Annotated in this window: 19 protein-coding genes and 1 other annotated feature; of the genes, 13 read left to right on the forward strand and 6 right to left on the reverse strand. The window is 55.3% G+C overall.

Annotation, left to right across the window (positions count from 1 at the left end; all coding sequences use genetic code 11):
• Nucleotides 1-185: 185 nt before the first annotated feature.
• On the reverse strand, nt 186-905 hold the full coding sequence (locus FE784_RS33615) for a hypothetical protein (RefSeq protein WP_139606632.1): 720 nt from the start codon (nt 903-905) through the stop codon (nt 186-188).
• A 365-nt stretch (nt 906-1270) separates the two neighbouring features.
• On the opposite strand from FE784_RS33615, the gene FE784_RS33620 reads away from it, so the two are divergent.
• Nucleotides 1271-3496: a methyl-accepting chemotaxis protein gene (locus tag FE784_RS33620; RefSeq protein WP_139606633.1), complete on the forward strand. Its 2226-nt coding sequence runs from the start codon at nt 1271-1273 to the stop codon at nt 3494-3496.
• Between the two features lie 38 nt (nt 3497-3534).
• Here the strand turns inward: FE784_RS33620 and FE784_RS33625 are convergent, their stop codons facing one another.
• A complete protein-coding gene (locus tag FE784_RS33625) occupies nt 3535-4290 on the reverse strand; it encodes an HAD family hydrolase (protein ID WP_139606634.1) in 756 nt (251 codons plus the stop codon).
• Nucleotides 4291-4398: 108 nt separating this feature from the next.
• Between FE784_RS33625 and polA the strand changes: the two genes are divergently transcribed.
• The 5 genes from polA (at nt 4399) to FE784_RS33650 (ending at nt 9936) form a co-directional block, all read left to right on the forward strand.
• Nucleotides 4399-7050 carry a DNA polymerase I gene (gene polA, locus FE784_RS33630; protein ID WP_139606635.1) on the forward strand — a complete coding sequence of 884 codons (2652 nt, stop codon included), beginning with the start codon at nt 4399-4401 and terminating at the stop codon, nt 7048-7050.
• A gap of 21 nt (nt 7051-7071) precedes the next feature.
• Nucleotides 7072-7923, forward strand: coding sequence for a DNA-formamidopyrimidine glycosylase (mutM, locus tag FE784_RS33635; protein WP_139606636.1), 852 nt, complete (start codon nt 7072-7074; stop codon nt 7921-7923).
• Between the two features lie 107 nt (nt 7924-8030).
• Nucleotides 8031-8756 carry an MntP/YtaF family protein gene (locus tag FE784_RS33640; RefSeq protein WP_139606637.1) on the forward strand — a complete coding sequence of 242 codons (726 nt, stop codon included), beginning with the start codon at nt 8031-8033 and terminating at the stop codon, nt 8754-8756.
• Nucleotides 8757-8770: 14 nt separating this feature from the next.
• Nucleotides 8771-9367, forward strand: coding sequence for a dephospho-CoA kinase (gene coaE / locus FE784_RS33645; protein WP_139606638.1), 597 nt, complete (start codon nt 8771-8773; stop codon nt 9365-9367).
• Nucleotides 9364-9936: a lytic transglycosylase domain-containing protein gene (locus tag FE784_RS33650; protein ID WP_139606639.1), complete on the forward strand. Its 573-nt coding sequence runs from the start codon at nt 9364-9366 to the stop codon at nt 9934-9936. The genes coaE and FE784_RS33650 overlap by 4 nt, the downstream gene beginning before the upstream one ends.
• Before the next feature lie 93 nt (nt 9937-10029).
• Here FE784_RS33650 and FE784_RS33655 read toward each other — a convergent pair whose 3' ends face one another.
• Entirely contained in the window at nt 10030-10254 is a 225-nt protein-coding gene (locus FE784_RS33655; protein WP_139606640.1) for an alpha/beta-type small acid-soluble spore protein, read from the reverse strand.
• Nucleotides 10255-10426: 172 nt separating this feature from the next.
• Between FE784_RS33655 and nrdR the strand changes: the two genes are divergently transcribed.
• Nucleotides 10427-10900 (forward strand): transcriptional regulator NrdR, encoded by a 474-nt coding sequence (gene nrdR, locus FE784_RS33660; protein ID WP_139606641.1) that lies wholly within the window; start codon nt 10427-10429, stop codon nt 10898-10900.
• A gap of 59 nt (nt 10901-10959) precedes the next feature.
• On the opposite strand, the gene FE784_RS33665 is transcribed toward nrdR, so the two are convergent.
• Nucleotides 10960-11142 (reverse strand): hypothetical protein, encoded by a 183-nt coding sequence (locus tag FE784_RS33665; protein WP_139606642.1) that lies wholly within the window; start codon nt 11140-11142, stop codon nt 10960-10962.
• 192 nt (nt 11143-11334) lie between these two features.
• On the opposite strand from FE784_RS33665, the gene FE784_RS33670 reads away from it, so the two are divergent.
• The 6 genes from FE784_RS33670 to FE784_RS33695 all read left to right on the forward strand — a co-directional run bounded on the left by FE784_RS33670 (nt 11335) and on the right by FE784_RS33695 (nt 17780).
• Nucleotides 11335-12363 (forward strand): CobW family GTP-binding protein, encoded by a 1029-nt coding sequence (locus FE784_RS33670; protein WP_139606643.1) that lies wholly within the window; start codon nt 11335-11337, stop codon nt 12361-12363.
• 209 nt (nt 12364-12572) lie between these two features.
• Entirely contained in the window at nt 12573-14273 is a 1701-nt protein-coding gene (locus FE784_RS33675; protein WP_139606644.1) for a spore germination protein, read from the forward strand.
• Nucleotides 14221-15369, forward strand: a complete 1149-nt coding sequence (locus FE784_RS33680; protein ID WP_139606645.1) for a GerAB/ArcD/ProY family transporter — start codon at nt 14221-14223, stop codon at nt 15367-15369. Before FE784_RS33675 ends, FE784_RS33680 begins: the two co-directional genes overlap by 53 nt.
• On the forward strand, nt 15311-16582 hold the full coding sequence (locus FE784_RS33685; RefSeq protein ID WP_246132305.1) for a Ger(x)C family spore germination protein: 1272 nt from the start codon (nt 15311-15313) through the stop codon (nt 16580-16582). The genes FE784_RS33680 and FE784_RS33685 overlap by 59 nt, the downstream gene beginning before the upstream one ends.
• Nucleotides 16583-16622: 40 nt before the next feature.
• A complete protein-coding gene (locus FE784_RS33690; RefSeq protein ID WP_139606646.1) occupies nt 16623-16841 on the forward strand; it encodes a CLC_0170 family protein in 219 nt (72 codons plus the stop codon).
• A gap of 162 nt (nt 16842-17003) precedes the next feature.
• Nucleotides 17004-17780, forward strand: coding sequence for a Cof-type HAD-IIB family hydrolase (locus tag FE784_RS33695; RefSeq protein WP_139606647.1), 777 nt, complete (start codon nt 17004-17006; stop codon nt 17778-17780).
• Nucleotides 17781-17860: 80 nt separating this feature from the next.
• Here the strand turns inward: FE784_RS33695 and FE784_RS33700 are convergent, their stop codons facing one another.
• Nucleotides 17861-19396 (reverse strand): 2-isopropylmalate synthase, encoded by a 1536-nt coding sequence (locus FE784_RS33700; protein ID WP_139606648.1) that lies wholly within the window; start codon nt 19394-19396, stop codon nt 17861-17863.
• Nucleotides 19397-19488: 92 nt separating this feature from the next.
• Nucleotides 19489-19718: a binding site (T-box leader), on the reverse strand.
• 105 nt (nt 19719-19823) lie between these two features.
• Nucleotides 19824-20237: a VOC family protein gene (locus tag FE784_RS33705; RefSeq protein ID WP_139606649.1), complete on the reverse strand. Its 414-nt coding sequence runs from the start codon at nt 20235-20237 to the stop codon at nt 19824-19826.
• Nucleotides 20238-20240: the final 3 nt, after the last annotated feature.

A 20240-nucleotide genomic window follows, 5' to 3' on the forward strand; every position in this document is an offset into this window, starting at 1 on the left:
CCCACCCGACCGGCCCCACCCGACCGGCCCCACCCGACCGGATCAAACCCACCGACCCAACCGACCTGAACCCAACCCACCTGACCCAACCCAACTACTGCATCCGCCTGCTTCCCAGGTACTCCGCCCGGGATCGCCGACTTGTTTACCACGGCCATCCAAAGAGCTTGCTGCCCTCCTCGCGGTCATTCGACCAAGTCCATAACGTCACGGACCAGTTCATACTTGACGATTCTTTTACCTCTGTCACGAACCGGCCCCGCCCCGCCGTCGGAGCGGCTATCAGATCCGTCGCCCGACAACGCCGGCTGAAGCCACCCTTTGGCGCACAGCTGTTGCAGCATATGGACGGCGGTTCTGTGGTCGATTTCGAAATGTCGCTCTACATCCTTCGGCCGGATCGGCCGGACGTTCCGGATGGCGAACCTGACGATTTCTTTCTCGGCGAGCAGGGAGCGCGACACCGGCGACGGATGAGGCTGGTATCGGCTTAGCACCATCCGGAGCAACGCGACGCATACGTCGGGGCGCTGCTCGACGTCATCGTAAGCGAACGAAATAACCCGGTAACCCATCGCATGAAGAAACGTTTCGCGGTTCAATTCGTTGCAGAATTTTACCCGGTCCATATCCCGCACGTGCGCGGCAAAGCCTTTGATTTCGAATAATAGCTTGATCGGACCGGGAAGCCACGCCAAGTCGGCGAAATACGATCGGCCCCGCCAATCCAGCACCTCGTATTCCGGATGGACGTGCTCCAAGCTTCCCCGCAGCGGCCACCAGACATTGCGCAAAAACAGCGCTTCTCCGTGACCGTGTCCTCTCTCCAGCCGGGCTTTGCGTTCCCCGGTCCGTTTCCCGACATGATGGCGAATCCAGGCTTCATGCGCTTCTTCGAAATTCATGGGTTCAACTCCGCTTTGCTGAAATTTTGTATGGCTTTCTCTGTACTGCATGGGGTACCTATTGCGACCGACTGTTTGAGGATGAAGCCGGGAACGAAAAAAAACGTCCCAATGATCCGTCGCTACGGGTCATCGGGACGTTCTTCGTCTCTTACGGCTTATTATATTGGAAATAAATGAAAATTGTCAATCAACGGCACATCGAAACTGCAGAAACGAACCGGGCTGTAATGGTTATGTCAGTTATTGTAACGTAATAAATTAAATTTTCAGTATTATCAGAAATTTATGACAAAAGTACTGTTACTTATGGTATAATAACTAACATTATAACGTTATATATAGATACATAGGGGGAGAGAGACATGTTTGATTGGATAGGCTGGAAGAAGGGGATGCCGCTATGGTGGTCGTACAAACTGAACAGACGATGGAAGGCGGACGTCGCGGATATCTTCGAAGGCATTGCCGAAACGCGCATGCAGCTGTTGAACGATTGGACGACGGACTATTGGCGCCATTTGGACCGGCTGCTGGAGCAAATGCGTTCCGTAGGGGAGATGGCGGCAGCCGATCGGAATGAAGGCTGCCGGGAAGTCTGGGATTCGTTGTTCTCGGTCACCTATGGGCGAGCGCACGATTTTACCGAGCTGTTCGTGCTCGACCGGGAAGGCAAGGTCGCTTATTCGACCTATGCGCCTCATGAGGGTAAGCGTTATTCCGCCGGGATGCCGATCGCCGTCGGGTTGGCATACGCCGAGGGGGGCGGCGGGGCGGCGCGCAAATGCTTGTTCGGTCCGTATGCGGACTCTTTGACCGTCGAGATCGGTCCGCGTTCCTCCACCTTTCACGACAAAATGACGCTGATGTTCATTATTCCGGTCGTCGACGGAGGGCGATGGAGCGGCGCGTTATGCGGCCGGGTGCCGGGCGATGTGCTCGGCGACTTGATCCAGCGCGAATCGGGCCACGTCTACACGGACTCCGGAGATAACTATTTGTTTATGGCGGAGCCGCGGCTCCTTGCGCACATCGCACCGGGCACCGCCTTGTCCCGCAGCCGATTCGAGGATCGCACGTTTACTCAAGGGGAGAATCTGAAGGACGGGGTTACGACCGATTGGGGTATCGTGTCGGTGAAGGAGCACACGGAGCTGGAGCTTATGTTTACCGATCCGGCTACCGGGATGCTTCATCCGGGCGTGGCCAACACGATCCGGAACGGAAGCAACCTGTTCGTGGAATTTCCCGGTTATTCGGATTATCGGCACATTCCGGTCATCGGCAAAGGCGTGACGTTTCAATTGCCCCATTGCCCGGATACATGGGGGATGATGTGCGAGGGGGATCTCGAGGAGGTGTACCGGATTCGCGGGATCGCGCTGCGCCAAAGCGGATCGCAGGCTCTCGTATTCGGCGGCTTCGCTGCCGCTTCGGCGCTTGCGGTGTATGCGATGGCCGGTATAGCGTCGCCGGCGCTGACGGCAGCCGCCTTCCTGGGCCTTCAAGCGGTCGCGATCGGTTGCTCGTCTTGGCTGCTGCACAGGCGAAGCGATAAACGGATCGCAACGCCCTTGCGCAAAATAAGCCGGTTCATCCGATTGAATGCGGAAGGAAAGGGGGATTTGACGAAGCGGCTCGATTCCGGCGATTTCGACAACGACGAGACGGGAGAACTGGCCAAATGGGTGAACAATATGATCGACTCGCTGGAAGGAATCATGCTCAAGGTCAAGCTTGCGACCGGCGACGTAACCGAGAGCCAACAGCTGCTGAAGCAATCCGCTGCGACCGCCGGGGGCTCGACCGAACGGGTGGGCGGCAAAATCAACGATATGATCGTCAGTTTGCGCAGGCAGCTCGAAGATATCGATGTGGCGAAAGACGTAGCGGATGAAATGCGGAGCACGCTGCTCGTGCTGGAGAAGAAGGCGTCGGAGCAAATCGCCGTCGCGCAGTGCGAGGTATGGCGCATCGGAGAGAAGATGGCGAATATTTCCGAGACGGTGGCTCGCACGAACGAGACGACCCGCGTATTTATGGAGACTGCGAACGAAATTCGCGGCGTTCTGCACGTAATCGAGCAAATTTCCGCACAGACGAACCTGCTGGCGCTCAACGCCTCGATCGAGGCGGCCCGGGTCGGCGAGCACGGCCGGGGCTTCGCCGTCGTCGCCTCCGAAATACGCAAATTGGCCGACATGACGAGGCAGTCGACCAAGGAGGTTCACGTTATTGTCGAGAACATATACGAGCATGCCCGGGAGGCGCACGACTCCATGATCGAAGGGACGAGGGTCGTTGCCGAAGGGACGGAGCTGGTCGCCGTAGCGACCGACACTCTCGGCGGGGCGAAAGCCGGGGATACGCTCAAGACGCAGGTCGTGGACGAGGTCGTCTTGCTGATGGAACGGATCGCCGCCATCAGTATCGAGAATCGAACGATATCCGCCGAGGTGGAGGGGAAGGTGCAGGAACTGACGACCGACATTACGGGAGTGCGGCATACCGCCCATAACGTTGAGGCGATCACCTCGCTTTTGCAGCAGCTCGTCGGTCAATTCCGCGTGACCGAGACGCGCAAAAGGTAGCTTTTCCGCACAATCCCGATCCGATAAAGGGCGGGCGCTTAAGTTCCGAAAAGCTCGCCCAATTGCTTGAGCCCGCTCACGACGGGCACCTCCAGCTTCCCGACCTTGCGCGGGGAGCTTTTTTTGTCGCTCGAACGGTTCAGCCATACCGCATTCATCCCGCTTTTCAACGCTCCGGTCACATCGTTTTTCCAGGAGTCTCCTACCATGACCGCTTCGGACGAACGGACGCCCATCGCTCTCGCCGCGTTTTGGAAAATAGCCGGATGCGGCTTGCGCACGCCCCCTTTGCTCGAAGCGAATATCCGATCCACCGTCACATACGACGACAAGTTCAGCTTGCCGATCACCTTCTCCTGATGCTCTTTGCTGCCGTTCGTAATGATCCCGATTTTGTAAAACGCGGACAGCTTCGCAATCGTCTCGTGGGCGTGCGGGAGGGGAACGGCGTGCTCGCGCACCTGGTTGCGCATCTCCCGGAAAAACGAAGCGACGAACGCGTCGTTCACCAGAAACGGGTAGTGTCGCAAAGCCGCTTCCAGACATTGCTTCTTCACGGCCTCGATCGCCGCCGGCTTGGCGCGGAGTCGGCTTGCTGTCTTGCTCCATTCGGTCTTGTATGTTTCCAGTACGCGCCTGGGCTCCAATTGTCCTTCGCCGTCATCCCAACGTCCTGCGAAATCGACCAGCACATTCAAGAAACACGAGTCGAACGATGCCGCAGGATCGATCAATGTGTTGTTCATATCGAAAAAGACGGCTTTCGTGTTCCGCGGCGTAAACGGACGTTTCACCAGCCCCGCCTCCTTTCCGTTCACCTATAAGTATGCGGGGCGGGGTTGTTCATATGTGGAACCCGTTATGCTATGATGGAGGGAGGATTACAGGAATGGGGTGTGGCATTGGAAAAGTTGATATTGATCGACGGCAACAGTATCGCGAGCCGGGCGTTTTATGCGCTGCCGCTGCTCAGCAACTCCAGCGGATTGCACACGAACGCCGTATTCGGCTTCACGACGATGCTGCTCAAATTGATCGAAGAAGAGAAGCCGACACATTTTCTCGTGGCATTCGACGCGGGAAAAGTGACGTTCCGGCACGCCGACTACAAGGAGTATAAAGGCGGACGCGCGAAAACGCCGCCCGAGCTGTCCGAGCAGTTCCCGCTTATCCGGGAGCTGGTGCAGTCGTTCGGCATTCCCCAGTTCGAGCTGCCCGGTTATGAGGCGGACGACATTATCGGCACGCTGACGCGGCTCGCGGACGAGAAAGGCTTGAACGTCATCGTCGTGAGCGGCGATAAAGATATGCTTCAGCTCGCTTCCGAGCGCGTTACCATCGCATTGACCCGCAAAGGGGTCAGCGAGGTGGACCGTTACACTCCGGAAGCCATTTCCGAAAAATACGGGCTCGTCCCCAAGCAAATTATCGATTTGAAAGGCTTGATGGGCGACGCCTCCGACAATATACCGGGCATTCCGGGCGTAGGCGAGAAGACGGCGCTGAAGCTGTTGCACCAATACGGCACCGTCGAGGAAGTGCTGTCCAAGGCGGACGAGATAACCGGCAAAATGCAGGAGAAAATCAAGGAGCATGCCGCCGATGCGCGGATGTCCAAGGAGCTCGCGACGATATTCCGCGAGGTGCCGATGGAGATGAAGCTGGACGAGCTTCATTTTGCCGGCTTTGACGGCCCGACGCTGGGCGCGATGTTCCGTAAGCTGGAGTTCAAATCGTTGCTCGAGAAGATGGATTTGTCCTCGGGTGACGGGGCGGACGAAGCATTGCAGGCGACTGTCGAAATCGAGATCGTCTCGACACAAACGTTGGGCATACTGGCAAATGAGTTTCCCGACGTGGAAGCGGTCCATATCGAAATCGTCGGGGAAAATCCGCACGTGTCCGATGTCATCGGTCTGGCGCTCCTTACCTCGAAGGGCAAAAGTCTGTTCGTCCCTGCCGAATTGCTGGATACGCCAGAAGCCGGGGCTCTGCGCGACTGGCTCGCGGACGAGCATGCTTCCAAAACCGTATACGACATGCACCGGACGGAAGTGGCGCTTCACTGGAAAGGCATTCCGCTTCGGGGCGTTACGTTCGACGTGCTGATCGCGGCTTACTTGCTCGATCCTACGGAGTCGACGCATACGCTGAACGAGCTGGCCGGACGGTACAATCTTTCTCCGATTTCGGCGGACGAGAACGTGTTCGGCAAAGGCGCGAAGTTCAAGGTGCCCGAGATCGGACCGCTTAGCGAGCATTTGAGCCGCAAAGCCGACCTGCTGGCGAAGCTGAAGCCGGTACTTAAGGGCGAACTGGAGAAAAACGAAATGAACCCGCTCTATTACGAGCTGGAATTTCCGCTTGCCCGCGTGCTTGCCTCCATGGAGAAGCAAGGCATCCGGGTGAACGCGGACGGACTGAGGCAGCTCGGAGGCGATCTCGGGAAATCGATCGAGAAGCTTGCCGAAGGCATATACAAGGGAGCGGGAATGGAGTTCAATCTGAACTCCCCGAAGCAGCTCGGCGATATTTTGTTCGACAAGCTCGGCTTGCCCGTCATCAAGAAGACGAAGACCGGTTATTCGACGGACGCCGAGGTGCTGGAGAAGCTGGCTCCGTATCACGAGGTCGTATCGAGCATCTTGAATTACCGCCAGCTGGCGAAGCTGCAGTCCACCTATGTGGAAGGGCTGCTCAAAGAAATTCGCGGGGAAACGGGCAAGGTGCACACTTACTATCAACAGACGATCGCCGCTACCGGAAGGCTCAGCAGCCAGTTCCCGAACTTGCAGAACATTCCGATCCGGCTGGAGGAAGGCCGCAAAATACGCAAGGTGTTCGTGCCGGACGAGCCGGGCTGGAGCGTGCTGGCAGCCGACTATTCGCAAATCGAGCTGCGCGTGCTTGCGCACATATCCGGGGATGAGAATCTGAAGGAAGCGTTCCTGAACGATATGGACGTTCATACGAAGACGGCCATGGACGTGTTCGGCGTGTCCGAGACGGAAGTCGATTCGAATATGCGGCGCCAGGCGAAAGCGGTCAACTTCGGCATCGTGTACGGCATAAGCGACTACGGATTGTCGCAAAACCTGAACATTACTCGCAAGGAAGCGGGCCAATTTATCGAGCAATATTTCTCCGTCTTCAAAGGCGTAAGGAACTATATGGACGATATCGTAAAGCAGGCGCGCACGAACGGGTACGTTACGACTCTGCTGCAGAGACGCCGCTACTTGCCGGAAATTAACGCGTCCAACTTCAACCTTCGGTCGTTCGCCGAACGGACGGCGATGAATTCGCCGATCCAGGGCTCCGCCGCGGACATTATCAAGCTGGCGATGGTGCAGATCGCCGGGCGGATGAAGCGCGAGAAGGTGAGAAGCCGGATGCTGCTGCAGGTGCATGACGAACTCGTATTCGAGGTCCCGGAGGACGAGCTGGACTTGATGAAGAGGCTCGTTCCGGAAGTGATGGAGAGCGCGCTCGCGCTCGACGTGCCGCTCAAGGTAGACGTCAGCTACGGGGAGAACTGGTACGAAGCGAAATAAAGACAGGAGGAGATTGCGACCATGCCGGAATTGCCGGAGGTGGAAACGGTCCGGAGGACGCTCGAGGGGCTCGTGGCCGGGAAAACGATCGAGAGCGTAACCGTGTTCTTGCCCCGTATTATCCAGCGTCCGGACGACATCGCGGCATTTTGCACGATGCTGGAAGGACGGACAATCGGCTCCGTGGAGCGGCGGGGGAAATTTTTGCGGCTGCTGCTGGACGGACTCGTCCTCGTCTCCCATTTGCGGATGGAAGGCCGATACGGAGTGTATGCCGCCGGGGAAGCGATGGAGAAGCATACCCATGTCGTATTCCGCTTTACGGACGGAACCGAGCTGCGTTATAAGGACGTTCGTCAATTCGGCACGATGCACCTGTTCGACCCGGGCGCCGATTTGACTCAGCCTCCTTTGAACAAGCTCGGCTTGGAGCCGCTTGACCCCGATTTCAGCCTGGAGAAATTTAAGGCGGCTATCGCGGAAAAACCGACGAAAATCAAGCCTCTCCTGCTCAACCAGGAATATATAGCCGGGCTCGGCAATATTTATGTCGATGAGGCGCTTTACAAGGCCGGCATTCATCCGGAGCGCGCTGCGGAAACGCTGACGAATCGGGAGCTTGCGGCATTGCACGAGTCGATCGTATCTACGCTGCGGGAAGCGGTGGAGGCAGGGGGCTCGTCGATCAAGTCCTACGTCAACGGCCAAGGCGAGATGGGCATGTTCCAGCAGCAGCTGTCGGCATACGGCCGCAAAGGAGAGCCGTGCAGCCGCTGCGCGGAGCCGATCGTCAAAACCGTAGTAGGAGGACGCGGCACCCACTATTGTCCGAAATGCCAGTCGTTGAAAAGAGGGAGCAAACGTTCGGTGTAAAACGGCAATAGAAATCGCAGGATTGACACTCATTCGTTCGAAGCTTCATAGGATGATCGTATGGTACGGTCGCCTATAGACGCATGCTTAGGAACAGGAGGGTGTTTATGCTGCCTTTTCTTTCGTTGGCCATTTTGGCGTTGGCAGTCAGTCTTGACGGCTTCGGCGTCGGGGTTATGTATGGGCTTAGGAAAATTCGCATTCCGCTCGTTTCGATCGCTATTATTTCCGTTTGTTCGGGTTTGGTCATTTTTACGTCCATGCAGATCGGCGCCTTTGCCGCGAAGTTTCTGTCTCCGGCTGTCGCCAAATCGACGGGTGCGGTCATATTGATCGGAATCGGCGTATGGGCCATCGTTCAAATGTGGAGACAGCGCCCGGATAACGGTTCGTCGGACGATGCCGATACGGGGCCGGGCGGCGCCGCGGCGGGGCAAAGCGCCGCCGCATCGGACACCCGAACCGGGTTGGCCGCTCCGACGGGCGGGATCCGTACCGTGCTCAGGATCGAGCTGAAAAGGCTGGGGCTCGTCATCGAAATATTGCGTACGCCGTCTCTCGCGGACGTAGACCGTTCGGGCTACATTTCGTCTTCGGAAGCGGTTCTGCTGGGAGTAGCGCTGTCGCTGGACGCCTTCGGCGCGGGAATCGGCGCGGCGTTCATCGGCTTTGCTCCGCTCGTTACGGCAGCGGTCATAGCCTTGTCCAGCGGTTTGTTCATTGCAACGGGATTGCGGGTCGGGCTGACTTATGCCGATACGAGGTGGCTGCAAAGGCTCGCCGTGCTGCCGGGCTGCATTTTGATTGCCATGGGCATTATGAAATTGATGTAGGGGCGTTGAGGCGTATGAATATCGGATTGACCGGAGGGATCGCCTGCGGGAAAAGTACGGTCGCCTCCATGCTGGTGAGGCGCGGAGCCCTATTGATCGATGCCGATCAAATCGCCAGGGAAGTCGTGCTTCCCGGCAGCCCCGCGCTGGCGCTGGTGGCCGAGCTTTTCGGACAAGAGGTGCTGCTGGAGGATGGCAGCCTGAACCGTAAAGCATTGGGAGAAATCGTATTCGGGGACGCAGCGGCCCGCAAAGATTTGGAGGGACTGCTGCACCCCCGCATTCGGACGCTTATGCGCGAGCGGATGGAGGCGGCCGAGCGGCAAAAGCCGGACAAGCTTGTCGTCGTCGACGTGCCTCTTCTGTTCGAATCGAAGCTTGCGAGCATGTTTGAGGAGACGCTGCTCGTATACATACCGAGAGAGCTGCAGCTTGTCCGGCTGCAAGCCCGGGACGGAATCACCCGGCAGCAGGCGGAGAGCCGGCTGTCCGCGCAAATGCCGATCGACGACAAGCGTCGGCTGGCCGACGCGATCATCGACAATAGCGGAACGATTGCCGAGACCGAGCGTCAAGTGGATGAATATTGTAAACGAAAGGAATCGGAATGAAGTTTTTTCGTAAAAAGCGGGTATTTGCGCTGTTGTTCGTTTTTTTTGTTATCCTGTTGTTCTACAACTCCGATTGGTTGGGCAAATGGATTTATCCGATCCGGTATGAGCAGGATATTGCCGTCAGCGCGAAGAATTATAAAGTGGATCCTTTTCTGATTGCGGCCATTATCCGTGTGGAAACGAATTTCAATGCCGACAAGGTTTCCCGGAAGGGGGCGGTCGGATTGATGCAGCTTATGCCGGACACGGCCGAATGGATCGTGGAGCGTGCCGGTTATGCGGAAGAAACGTCGCGTTCGCTGCATCGGGGGGATGTCAATATCGAAGTAGGTGCCTGGTATATAAATTCGTTGTATAATCAATTTGACGACAATCAAATCGCCGTGCTGGCCGCTTACAATGCGGGACCCGGTAATGCCAGAAAATGGCTGGAGAACGGAACCTGGGACGGGACGCTTAAAAATATCGCTCAAATTCCGTTTGGTGAAACGCGGCATTACGTGCAGCGGGTTCTTTATTACTATGACAAATACGCCAAGCTTTACGCCGGGCGGTTCTCCGCGTAAAGAAAGCGAGCACATACGCATAAATAAAGAAGTGCCGGACAAGCTCCGGTTAGGGAACTCGTCTCGGCACTTGCTCATGTATCAAAGGTAAAATTAACGGGATTGGCCGGCGAGTTGTTGCTCGGCGATTTGTACCAGCTTACGGGTAATGTTACCCCCGATTGCACCGGCGTCGCGGGTAGCCATGTTACCCATGTAACCGTCTTGCGGGATCGCAATGCCCAGCTCTTGAGCTACTTCATATTTCAGTTGGTCAAGAGCAGCGTTAGCTTGAGGTACGACAAGCGTGTTGCTGCTGCGGGATTGTCCTTGTGCCATTTCGTTTCACCTCCTTGTCGATTGTAATTGTATTATGTGCGTATTTCGGAAGTTCATAACAGGTATTGAATGGTAATCTTTTACGAAGCCGGCTTTTGCTCCGCAAAAGCTCGGTGCATGCTAACGAAGTCAGCTTTTGCTCCGCAAAAGCTCTTAGGAGGGAACCGTCGTCATGAAATGCCCTTTTTGCGATTATTCCGGAACGAAAGTGCTCGATTCCCGGCCGGCCAACGACAACAAATCGATACGGCGCCGCCGTGAATGCGAAAAATGCCAGCGACGGTTCACCACCTTCGAGATGGTGGAGGAAACGCCGCTCATCGTCATCAAGAAGGATGGCAGCCGCGAGGAATTCAGCCGCGACAAAATGCTGCGCGGCTTGATCCGGGCTTGCGAGAAACGGCCGGTATCGGTCGAACAGCTCGAAGCGATCGTCTCCGAGGTGGAAAAAGATATGCGCAGCCAAGCCCATGCGGAAGTCGCCAGCCGGGATATCGGCGAGCTCGTAATGGAGCAGCTGTACCCCGTGGACGAGGTCGCATACGTCCGCTTCGCATCCGTATATCGTCAATTCAAGGATATCGACATGTTTATGAAAGAACTGACCCAGCTTCTGGGCAAGCATACCGATCTTCCCGGAAAATAGCGTGAGCCAGGAGCCTTCCATTTCGGAAAGGCTCTTTTTTCGTGTCATAGTGCCATTGATCACTGAGGACGGTTCGGACGCTTCCCGGCCAGTAAAATGCCCGGAATACTCTCCAGCAAACTATCGTCGTCATCGCCTTCGTAGTTCGGATCGTTCACGATCGCGTAGGCTTCCCCTTCGGTAAGGTGGCGCATATTGCCGGTATATTTCGGCTCCAGCTTGCGGATTTGTTCTTCATCCATAGCGGATCATCCTCCTTTACTCCTTACGTAGGCTTTCGCGAAAGCGGATGACAAAATACGAGCCAGTTGTTGGCGGGCGCGCAAGCTTGATTCGGATTAATCAAAATAATTACGTTTTATTGACTTCGCAACTGCAATTGCATTAAAGTAATAGCAATAACCGACAATCGAAGGAAGAACGGTGAGAACAACATGGACAAACGGGAGCGGACAGTTCCGGTATATTTGCTATCCGGCTTTCTCGGCAGCGGCAAGACGACTTTGCTCAAACGTTGGCTGGAAGCGGCCGAAGCGGCGGGACGCAAACCCGCGGTCGTCATGAATGAGCTGGGTGACGTGAATTTGGACGGCATCGAAATCGGGCGGGACGTCCGAATGGCCGAGATGCTGGGCGGGTGCATATGCTGTACGGTCCGGGGCGATTTGGGAATGGAAATGCTGAAGCTGGTCGAGGAGCACGAGCCCGATCTGCTGCTGATCGAGTCGACCGGAGCGGCCAATCCGATGGACATCATCGATGCGATAGGGGACGCTTCCATGCTGAAGCGGGTGGAGCTTAAGCAAGTGGTGACCGTCGTCGATGCGAAGCATCTGCAAGCGCAGCGCGATAAAGGAACCGGTCAGACGTTCCGCCTCATGAAAGAGCAAATCCGCTGCGCAACCGTCTTGATTCTGAACAAAACCGATCTGGTGACCGATCCGGAAGCGGACGAGCTGGAACGGTTAATCCGCGAATGGAACCGGTTTGCCCCTATATATCGAACCGTCGGGTCACAGATCGACATCGGATTACTGGAACGTATCAATAGCGAAGCGGCGTCCGGTCGTACGGAAATAACGGAAGAGCCCGAAGGCGCCTGCCGATGCGGACACTCACATTCCCATGCGGAACATGAGCATGCAGCACACGAGCATGCAGCTCACGAGCACGCCCATCATTCGCACGAGCATGTAATGGCGTATACGCGTTACTTCGATCATCCCGTAAATAGCGAGGCGTTCGAGGAGATGATGGGCCGGCTGCCGGATAACGTCTATCGGGCGAAAGGGATATTGTCATTTACCGATACGTCATCCCGATTCATGTTCCAGTATGCATACAAGCAGCTCGATTTGATGAAAATCAATCCGCAAGGCGAGGTGCCGGATGTCGCCGTTTTTATCGGCGAGCATTTCGACCGCGCGGAATTAGAGCTTCTAATTCGGCAGTTGGCGGGGTAAGGAGCTGCCGGCGACAATGTTCCTGCCGAATAGATCGATCTCATTGAAACCATTTATTGCCGCACGGAGGAGTCCAATTTCTTCCGCGCGGCTTTATTGCGTCTCCAGCCGGATGCATAGCCGATGGGAAGAGTCCCCATACTAAGCAAAAAGTCATCCGATTTCCATAATCAGAAATCGTACAAGGGTGGACGATTGGGGGCATTCCGATGATCAGGTTTCCTTGGAGCAAACGAACAAGACCCAAAACGAGAAACGGCGGCAAGGGGCAAGTTCCGAATTCCGTCAAGGAACGAACCGAGGACGAGCTTATAACGAGGAATATCGAGGATACGATCTCGTACTTGAGGGAGTGCTTCGACTACAGCGACGATTTCATTATACGCCGGTTTCACGTGATGGGGGAAGTTCCCGCCGTCGTATGCTATTTTCCTCCGATGACGGACGGAGGGCATCAGGAAGCGCTGAAATCGTTCATGACGATCGGGAACCGTATGGGTGACGCGCCCGATTTGGGCAAGGCTCTGAAAAACATGCTGTTGAACGACATTCTGTTCTCGAGCGACGGCAGAACCGATACAAGCCTGCAAATGATAGTCGAGGAGCTGCTAAACGGCAGTACTGTCGTTCATGTGGAAGGAATGGACGAAGCATTCGTCTTCTGCACCCGAAATGTCGAGAAGCGTTCGATCACCCAACCGGAGACGGAGCAGGTGATCCGAGGACCGCGGGAAGGCTTCATCGAAAACTTGATGACCAACATTTCGCTAATCCGGTACAGGCTGCAGACGCCCGACCTGAGAGTCAAAATCAATAAGCTGGGCAAATATACGCGGACTTGCATAGCGGTATGTTATATACACGGCATCGTCAATCCGGCTTTGGTAGAGGAGGTGCAGCGAAGACTGTCCTTGATCGAAATCGATGGCATAATCGATTCCGGTTATTTGGAGCAATTCATCGAGGACAATCATTTCTCGCCGTTCCCTCAGATCCAAATTACGGAGCGTCCCGACAAAGCGGTGGCGAACCTGCTGGAAGGGCGCGTTATCATTATCGTCGACGGCTCCCCTCTGGCCTTGATTGCTCCTACCGTGTTCAGCCAATTTTACCAGACGAGCGAAGATTACGCGGAACGGTTTCTGCTTGTCAGCTTCATCCGGCTCGCCCGGCTGTTGGCGCTTTTGTTCTCGCTTGCTTTTCCGGCGCTGTACGTTGCGGTTATTTCATTCAATCCCGAGCTCATTCCGACCGAATTCGCCGTTGCGGTGGCGGGGGGGCGATCCGGCGTGCCCTTTCCGACCGTCGTGGAAGTGCTTGTCATGGAAATTTCCATGGAAGTGCTGCGGGAAGCGACCATCCGGCTGCCGCAGCAGGTGGGCGGCGCCCTTTCGATTGTCGGGGTGCTTGTCGTCGGACAGGCGGCGGTCGCCGCCGGCTTCGTCAGCCCGATCACCGTCGTGGTCATTGCGTTGACGACGATCGGTTCGTTTGCGACTCCGGCCTATAATGCCGCACTTGCGCTCCGGCTGCTGCGCTTTCCGATCATCATCATATCCGGCATGTTCGGTTTGTACGGCGTTATGATCGGACTGATTCTAATCAACAACCACCTGCTGTCGCTGAAATCGTTCGGCGTACCTTACCTGAGTCCGATCGTGCCCGGCAACTTCGAAGGGATGAAGGATACGGTGTTCCGCGCTCCGCTCTGGTGGATGAAGCGGCGTCCGACGATGCTCCATACGCTCAACCATACACGAGTAGGTACGGAGAGCTTCAATGAATTGGAGCATTCGAAGCAAAATACGCTGGACCCGCTGACGCCAGCCAACAAGAGAGGAGGAGGAGAGGGCAAAGATGGACAATCCTCGTCAAATAACGGCGATTCAGGCGGCGACCATTCTGGTTAGTACGATCATTGGGGTCGGCGTCCTGCCGCTGCCTCTGTTCGCCGCCCGCGGAGCCGGTACCGGCGCGCCGCTTCTGACGGCGCTTTCGGCTTTGGTCGCGTTTGTCGGACTTTACGTTATCACGAAGCTCGGACAGAGATTTCCGCAGCAGACGATTATCCAATACAGCCAGGAGCTGATCGGGAAATGGCCGGCACGGCTCGGGGCCGTCCTGATCATCGTGTTCTTCGGCGAACTGACGGCTCTCGCATCCCGAGAATTCGGGGAAGTTGTCGTTACGTCCGTATTGAAAAAAACGCCGCTGGACGTTACGGTTATCGTCATGCTGCTGATGGCCGCCTTGTCTACCCGATCCAGCGTCACGACGTTCGCCTACATCCACCAGTTCTACGTCCCTTTTATCATGTTCCCCGGCCTGCTCATTATCGCCCTGTCGCTCAAAAACGCCAACGGGCTGTATCTCCAGCCCTTATGGGGTCAGGATATGCACCAAGTGACGCGCGAGCTCGGCACGATAACGTCGCTGTTCAACGGCGCTTTCGTCATGACGATGATTATTCCGGCCATGCGCAATCCGCCCAGAGCGGTGAAAGCCGCGATATGGGGCATGATCATAGCCGGGGGCTTCTATGTTTTGATCGTGACGGCGACGGTCTCCGTATTCGGACCGGAGGAGACGAAGCTGCTGCTGTGGCCGACACTGGAGCTGGCGAAAGTGACTTCTTTGCCCGCGAACATTTTGGAGCGGCTGGATGCGGCATTTTTGGCGATATGGGTAACGGCTGTATTTACTACTCTATACTCGACGTATTATTTCACGATCCATTCCATCAGCCAGCTGCTCGGACTGAAAGACCATAAATTTTTGTCGATGCTGCTGCTGCCGTTCGTGTTTACACTGGCCATGTATCCGCAAAACGTCATTGATATGTACTTTATCATATCGTCGGTAGGCCGAATCGGACTCGTTCTGACGATCGCGTACCCGCTGCTGCTGTTGATTATCGCGCTAGTGCGCAAGAAAGGAGGGGGCACCGGTGAAAAGCAACGATCGGCTAAAGGAGGAGGTTCCGATCGGAAGCCGAACCCGGCGTAAGCTCGCCTTCATGCCCTTGCTTGCGATTGCCTTCATGGCGACGATCCTGACGGGCTGCTGGGACAGGCTGGAGATCGAGGAGCGGGCGATTATTTTGGGCGTAGCTATCGATAAAGCGCCGGCCAGCGAAATCGAAAAGCCTAGAAATATTACGTTTGTAGGGGAAAATGTTCCCAAGACCGATGCCCCGGCACTGCGGATCACGATGCAAATAGCCGTTCCCGGGCGCATACCGCTCGGCCCCAGCGATGCGGGGGGAGGGGGGAAAGCAGGAGAAAAGCCGGTCTGGGTCGTAAGCGCCGTCGGACATACGATCGACGACGCCTTCAATATCGCCCAGCAGGAAGTGGCGCACCGGCTGTTCTGGGGACATCTGCGGGTTATCGTCATTTCCAAAGATGTGGCGGAGAAGGGGCTTGCGAACATTAACGAATATTTGCGGCGCAATCCGGAAGTGCGTCGTACGAGCTGGATGGTGATCTCCGAGGGTGAGGCGGGCGAACTCATGAGGGTGGTCCCCCAATTGGAGCGCGTCCCGATCCTCTACATATTAAGCACGATGGATCATGCCGTCCAGATGGGCAAGCTGCCGAACGCATTCGCGGGCGTATATTGGACCGCTTCTTCGTCGAAGGGCACCGATCCCTACTTGCCTTATATCCGAATGGTCCGAAGCGGCAGCTTCGAGGTTGCGGGTCTCGCCTTTTTCAAGTCGGATCGAATGGTCGGAAAAACCGAGCCGCTGGAAATCGGAGCTTATATGGGGATCAAAAATATACAGGCGGGAGGATATGCCGTTCTGGTGCAAATTCCGGGAACCGATACATCCGTCATGTACCAGGTTACGCATCGGAAATCGCGTATCGATGTCGCTATCCGCAATGGCAAACCGGAAATTAATGTAAAAATCCACAATGAAGGCAATCTTCTCGAAAAATCGAATGAGAACATTCAGATTACCCCGGAAATTATTGCCCGGATCGAGAAGCAGTTGACCGAAAACGGTCCGAGCGGCTACGGCAAGCTCGTCCGCAAAACCCAGCAGAAGGGCTCCGATATTTTCGGCTTCGGAGAACACGTACGGGCCAAAGAGCCCGCTTATTGGGACAAGGAAATACGCACGAAGGAGAAATGGGAGGAAATGTACAAGAAGGTCGACGTGAAGCTGGAAATTACGTATAGCGTCCGAAGAGTCGGAGGCAAGACGACTTGACCGATCCGATCGGAAGCCGCTAAGAAGCGGAGGGAGCTCCATGGCCGGAGGAACGAGTTACGTCGGCTATTTGAATTACATCGTCATTTTGTTTTTGGCTACCGGCGTGTTTACCCTTTGGGTGGACATCGCCCATTACAACAAAGACAAAGGGATGAATAAGGAACGCAAAGTGGCCTTATTCTCGGGCTGGATGAATGTGGTCCTCGGCGTTCTCATGTTGATCGGAAGCTGGCTGTACAAAAGATATATATGGTAGAACCGGAAAGCCCCTGCCGCCATGCATATTTCATGCGTGACGAGCAGGGGCTATTGACGCTTTGGCCGAACCCGAGTGATGAATATGGGATGCAAATCGGGCACATGTGTGATATAGTACGACAATAAAACACCGCAGAAAACGGAATAGGAGACGCAACCGATGACTTATAAAATCGTTTTTTTCGATATCGACGGCACTTTGGTCAATGAAGACAAACAAATTCCGGAGGATACGGTCGAGGCAGTCCGCCAGCTCCAAAGCAGAGGCGTGGAAGCCGTTATCGCGACCGGTCGCGCCCCTTACTTTTTCGCGCCGCTTGCCGAACGGCTCGGCATCGATTCATTCGTAAGCCTGAACGGCGCGTACGTCGTCTATAAAGGCGAACCGATTTTCTCGCGGGAAATTCCGCGCGAGAGCGTCGAGGCGCTCGTAAATCATGCGGCCAAGCAAAACCACTCGCTCGTGTTTCAAGGCCATTCTTCTTATTACGCCAATGAATCGTCCCATCCCCATATGGTGGAGTCCGTTTCATCGCTGAAGGTCGATTTCCCCGGCTTCGACCCGCATTTCTGGAAAAACGAATCGATCTATCAAATTTTCCTACTTTGCGAGAAGCATGAAGAGCATTTATACGATGAAGTCGTCCCGGGTCTCCGATATATTCGTTGGCATAATAAGGCGATGGACGTCATTCCGAGCGACAGGTCGAAAGCCCAAGGAATCGAAGCGCTGCTGAGGCATATCGGCGTGGCTCCGGAAGAAGCCGTCGCGTTCGGAGACGGGCTGAACGACAAGGAAATGCTCAAGGCGGTCGGACTCGGCATCGCGATGGGCAACTCGCACGACGAGCTCAAGCCGTTCGCCGATTATGTCACGACGCATGTGGATGAAGGCGGCATCCGCAACGGGCTGAGGTTTGCGGGATTGATCGGCTAGCTTCAAGCGCAGGGAAAAGCCGATCCTGCGGGGAGGCAACCGGATCCCGGACGCCTCCCGAACCGCGGCAGGACTGATGCTTACTCCGACTTCGCCGCATCCAGCACAGCGGCATTAATGCCGTTCAAGAAAGCTTGGGCGCTCGCTTTGATAATGTCCATGTCCATGGCGCGTCCGGAGTATACTTTGCCTTCGTACTCGAGACGAATATTGACCCGGCCGATCGCTTCCTTGCCTCTGGACAGGCTGTTGATTTTATAATCCTTCAATTGTACGTCCAGACCCGCCAACGTTTTGATGACGGTGTACAGGGCATCGATCGGACCGTCTCCGACGGCACTGCCTTCCGTCGTCTCGGCCCCTTTCCTCAATCTGACGGTTGCAGTGGGATGCAGGTCGTTGCTTATGACTTGGAAGGACGCCAGCTCGTACAGATGGCTGTCGCCGGCATCGAGGTTGCGGTGATTCGTTACCAGGTAGAACACGTCATGATCGTATACTTCTTTTTTGGCGTCGGCTAGGGTGAGGAATTTTTCGAACAGCTGTTCGAAATCCGTAGCGTCGCTTGTGTCGAAGCCTATTTTTTCAACCGCATTTTTGAAAGCGTGTCTGCCGGAGCGGGCGGTCAGTATCAATTCCATGCTGTCCGACCCGACTTCCTCGGGCGCCATGATTTCATATACTTGCTTATCCTTCAGCAGCCCATCCTGATGAATGCCGGAAGAATGCGCGAACGCGTTCTCGCCGGTAATCGCCTTGTTCACCTGCACATCCAAGCCCGTCAGATGGCTCACCAGCCTTGAAGTTCTGAGCAGCTCCTTCGTATCGATATCGGTGTGGCAATTATAGTAGCCTTCCCTCACCTTGAGCCCCATTACGACTTCTTCCAACGAGGCATTGCCCGCCCGTTCGCCGAGCCCATTGATGGTACACTCGATTTTTTCCGCCCCGTTCTTGACCGCGCTAAGCGTATTGGCCGTCGCCAGTCCGAGGTCGTTATGGCAATGCACGCTGAGGATCACTTTGTCGTTCACATTTTTCAGCCGTTCGTTGATTCTGCGAATCAGCTCGCCGAATTCCTCCGGAACGGCATAACCGACCGTATCGGGTACGTTGATCATGGTAGCTCCGGCTTTGACGACGGCTTCGATCGTCGACCACAAGTATTCGAAATCCGACCTCGACGCGTCCTCCGTGGAGTATTGCACATTTGGCAGCAGCGTGCTGGCATACTTGACCGCGTCGACCCCCATTTGCATAATCGCTTCCTTGGAGCGGTTGAACTTTTTCTCCACATGGATGTTCGAGGTGCCCAGGACGATATGGATGAGCGGATTTTGGGCCAATTTGACGCTTTCGTATACGGCGTCGATATCGCTTTTGACCGCACGGGCAAGCGCGGTAATCGATACGCTGTCTCCTACGCTGCGGGCGATTTGCCGGACCGCCTGAAAATCGCCGGCGGAAGAAGCGGGGAAGCCGGCTTCGATAATATCTACGTTCAGCCTTTTCAATTGCTGTGCGATCTCTACTTTTTGCTGTATGTTCAGTTTCGCGCCCGGAACTTGCTCTCCGTCGCGCAGCGTCGTGTCGAATACGATAATTTTACGGTTCATCGGGATGTCCTCCTGGAAAGTTATGAAATATTTATGTGAAGCGGTGTTGGTTAAACCCGGAATTTAACCAACAAAAAAACCCCGTCTCTACGTATAGAGACGAGGTTGAACCCGCGGTACCACTCTAATTCATTTCATGCGAAATGAGCTCCTTCGATGGCCATCACCATCTATCCCTGTAACGGTGGAACTCCGTCTTACCCTACAATGTCGGGCAGCTGTTCATAGATGAGTTCGAAATGAATGACGCTGCCGCTTCGCACCGACCAACGGCTCTCTGAAAGGTCATCTCAGTTCTACTATTTCTAATCGCAACATTTGATTATAAAATTTAATCGTAATTATAGGGTATCGAAAACGGTTTGTCAAATCCTTTTTGCAGAAGACCCCCGGAAGCGCGGATCGTTCCGCCATTTCCGGGGATATTTCATGCCTGCGGCATTTTGCTCATGTCCATATACAACACGTTCCATCGGTGACCGTCCAGATCGACAAATCCGCCGCCATACATCCAGCCTTCGCACTGCGGCCTGCCATAGACCGTACCGCCAGCCTGCTCCGCCCTCCGGAGCAATTCGTCGACTTCTTCCCGACTCTCCGCATCGATGGAAAACAAAACCTCGGTGCCTTGCTTCGTATCCGCCAATTCGTTTCCCGTAAAGCCTTTGAACGTGGCCTCCGGAAACAGCATCACCATGACTTGTTTATCCCCGATCACCAAGCCGGCCATATCTTCTCTGCCTACATGCTCCGGATGTAACGGGAATCCGATCTCGCTGAAAAACGCTTTTGACTTGTTGAGATCTTTTACCGGGAGGTTCAGCCATAATTCTTTGCTCATTGT

The organism is Paenibacillus hemerocallicola (genome assembly GCF_006265175.1).
GTDB lineage: Bacteria > Bacillota > Bacilli > Paenibacillales > NBRC-103111 > Paenibacillus_AB > Paenibacillus_AB hemerocallicola.

Coding starts and splice junctions, on each gene's coding strand:
- FE784_RS33615 (WP_139606632.1), bottom strand. CDS start 905: ATGAATTTCGAAGAAGCGCATGAAGCCTGGATTCGCCATCATGTCGGG.
- FE784_RS33620 (WP_139606633.1), top strand. CDS start 1,271: ATGTTTGATTGGATAGGCTGGAAGAAGGGGATGCCGCTATGGTGGTCG.
- mutM (WP_139606636.1), top strand. CDS start 7,072: ATGCCGGAATTGCCGGAGGTGGAAACGGTCCGGAGGACGCTCGAGGGG.
- FE784_RS33640 (WP_139606637.1), top strand. CDS start 8,031: ATGCTGCCTTTTCTTTCGTTGGCCATTTTGGCGTTGGCAGTCAGTCTT.
- coaE (WP_139606638.1), top strand. CDS start 8,771: ATGAATATCGGATTGACCGGAGGGATCGCCTGCGGGAAAAGTACGGTC.
- FE784_RS33650 (WP_139606639.1), top strand. CDS start 9,364: ATGAAGTTTTTTCGTAAAAAGCGGGTATTTGCGCTGTTGTTCGTTTTT.
- FE784_RS33655 (WP_139606640.1), bottom strand. CDS start 10,254: ATGGCACAAGGACAATCCCGCAGCAGCAACACGCTTGTCGTACCTCAA.
- nrdR (WP_139606641.1), top strand. CDS start 10,427: ATGAAATGCCCTTTTTGCGATTATTCCGGAACGAAAGTGCTCGATTCC.
- FE784_RS33665 (WP_139606642.1), bottom strand. CDS start 11,142: ATGGATGAAGAACAAATCCGCAAGCTGGAGCCGAAATATACCGGCAAT.
- FE784_RS33670 (WP_139606643.1), top strand. CDS start 11,335: ATGGACAAACGGGAGCGGACAGTTCCGGTATATTTGCTATCCGGCTTT.
- FE784_RS33675 (WP_139606644.1), top strand. CDS start 12,573: ATGATCAGGTTTCCTTGGAGCAAACGAACAAGACCCAAAACGAGAAAC.
- FE784_RS33680 (WP_139606645.1), top strand. CDS start 14,221: ATGGACAATCCTCGTCAAATAACGGCGATTCAGGCGGCGACCATTCTG.
- FE784_RS33690 (WP_139606646.1), top strand. CDS start 16,623: ATGGCCGGAGGAACGAGTTACGTCGGCTATTTGAATTACATCGTCATT.
- FE784_RS33695 (WP_139606647.1), top strand. CDS start 17,004: ATGACTTATAAAATCGTTTTTTTCGATATCGACGGCACTTTGGTCAAT.
- FE784_RS33700 (WP_139606648.1), bottom strand. CDS start 19,396: ATGAACCGTAAAATTATCGTATTCGACACGACGCTGCGCGACGGAGAG.
- FE784_RS33705 (WP_139606649.1), bottom strand. CDS start 20,237: ATGAGCAAAGAATTATGGCTGAACCTCCCGGTAAAAGATCTCAACAAG.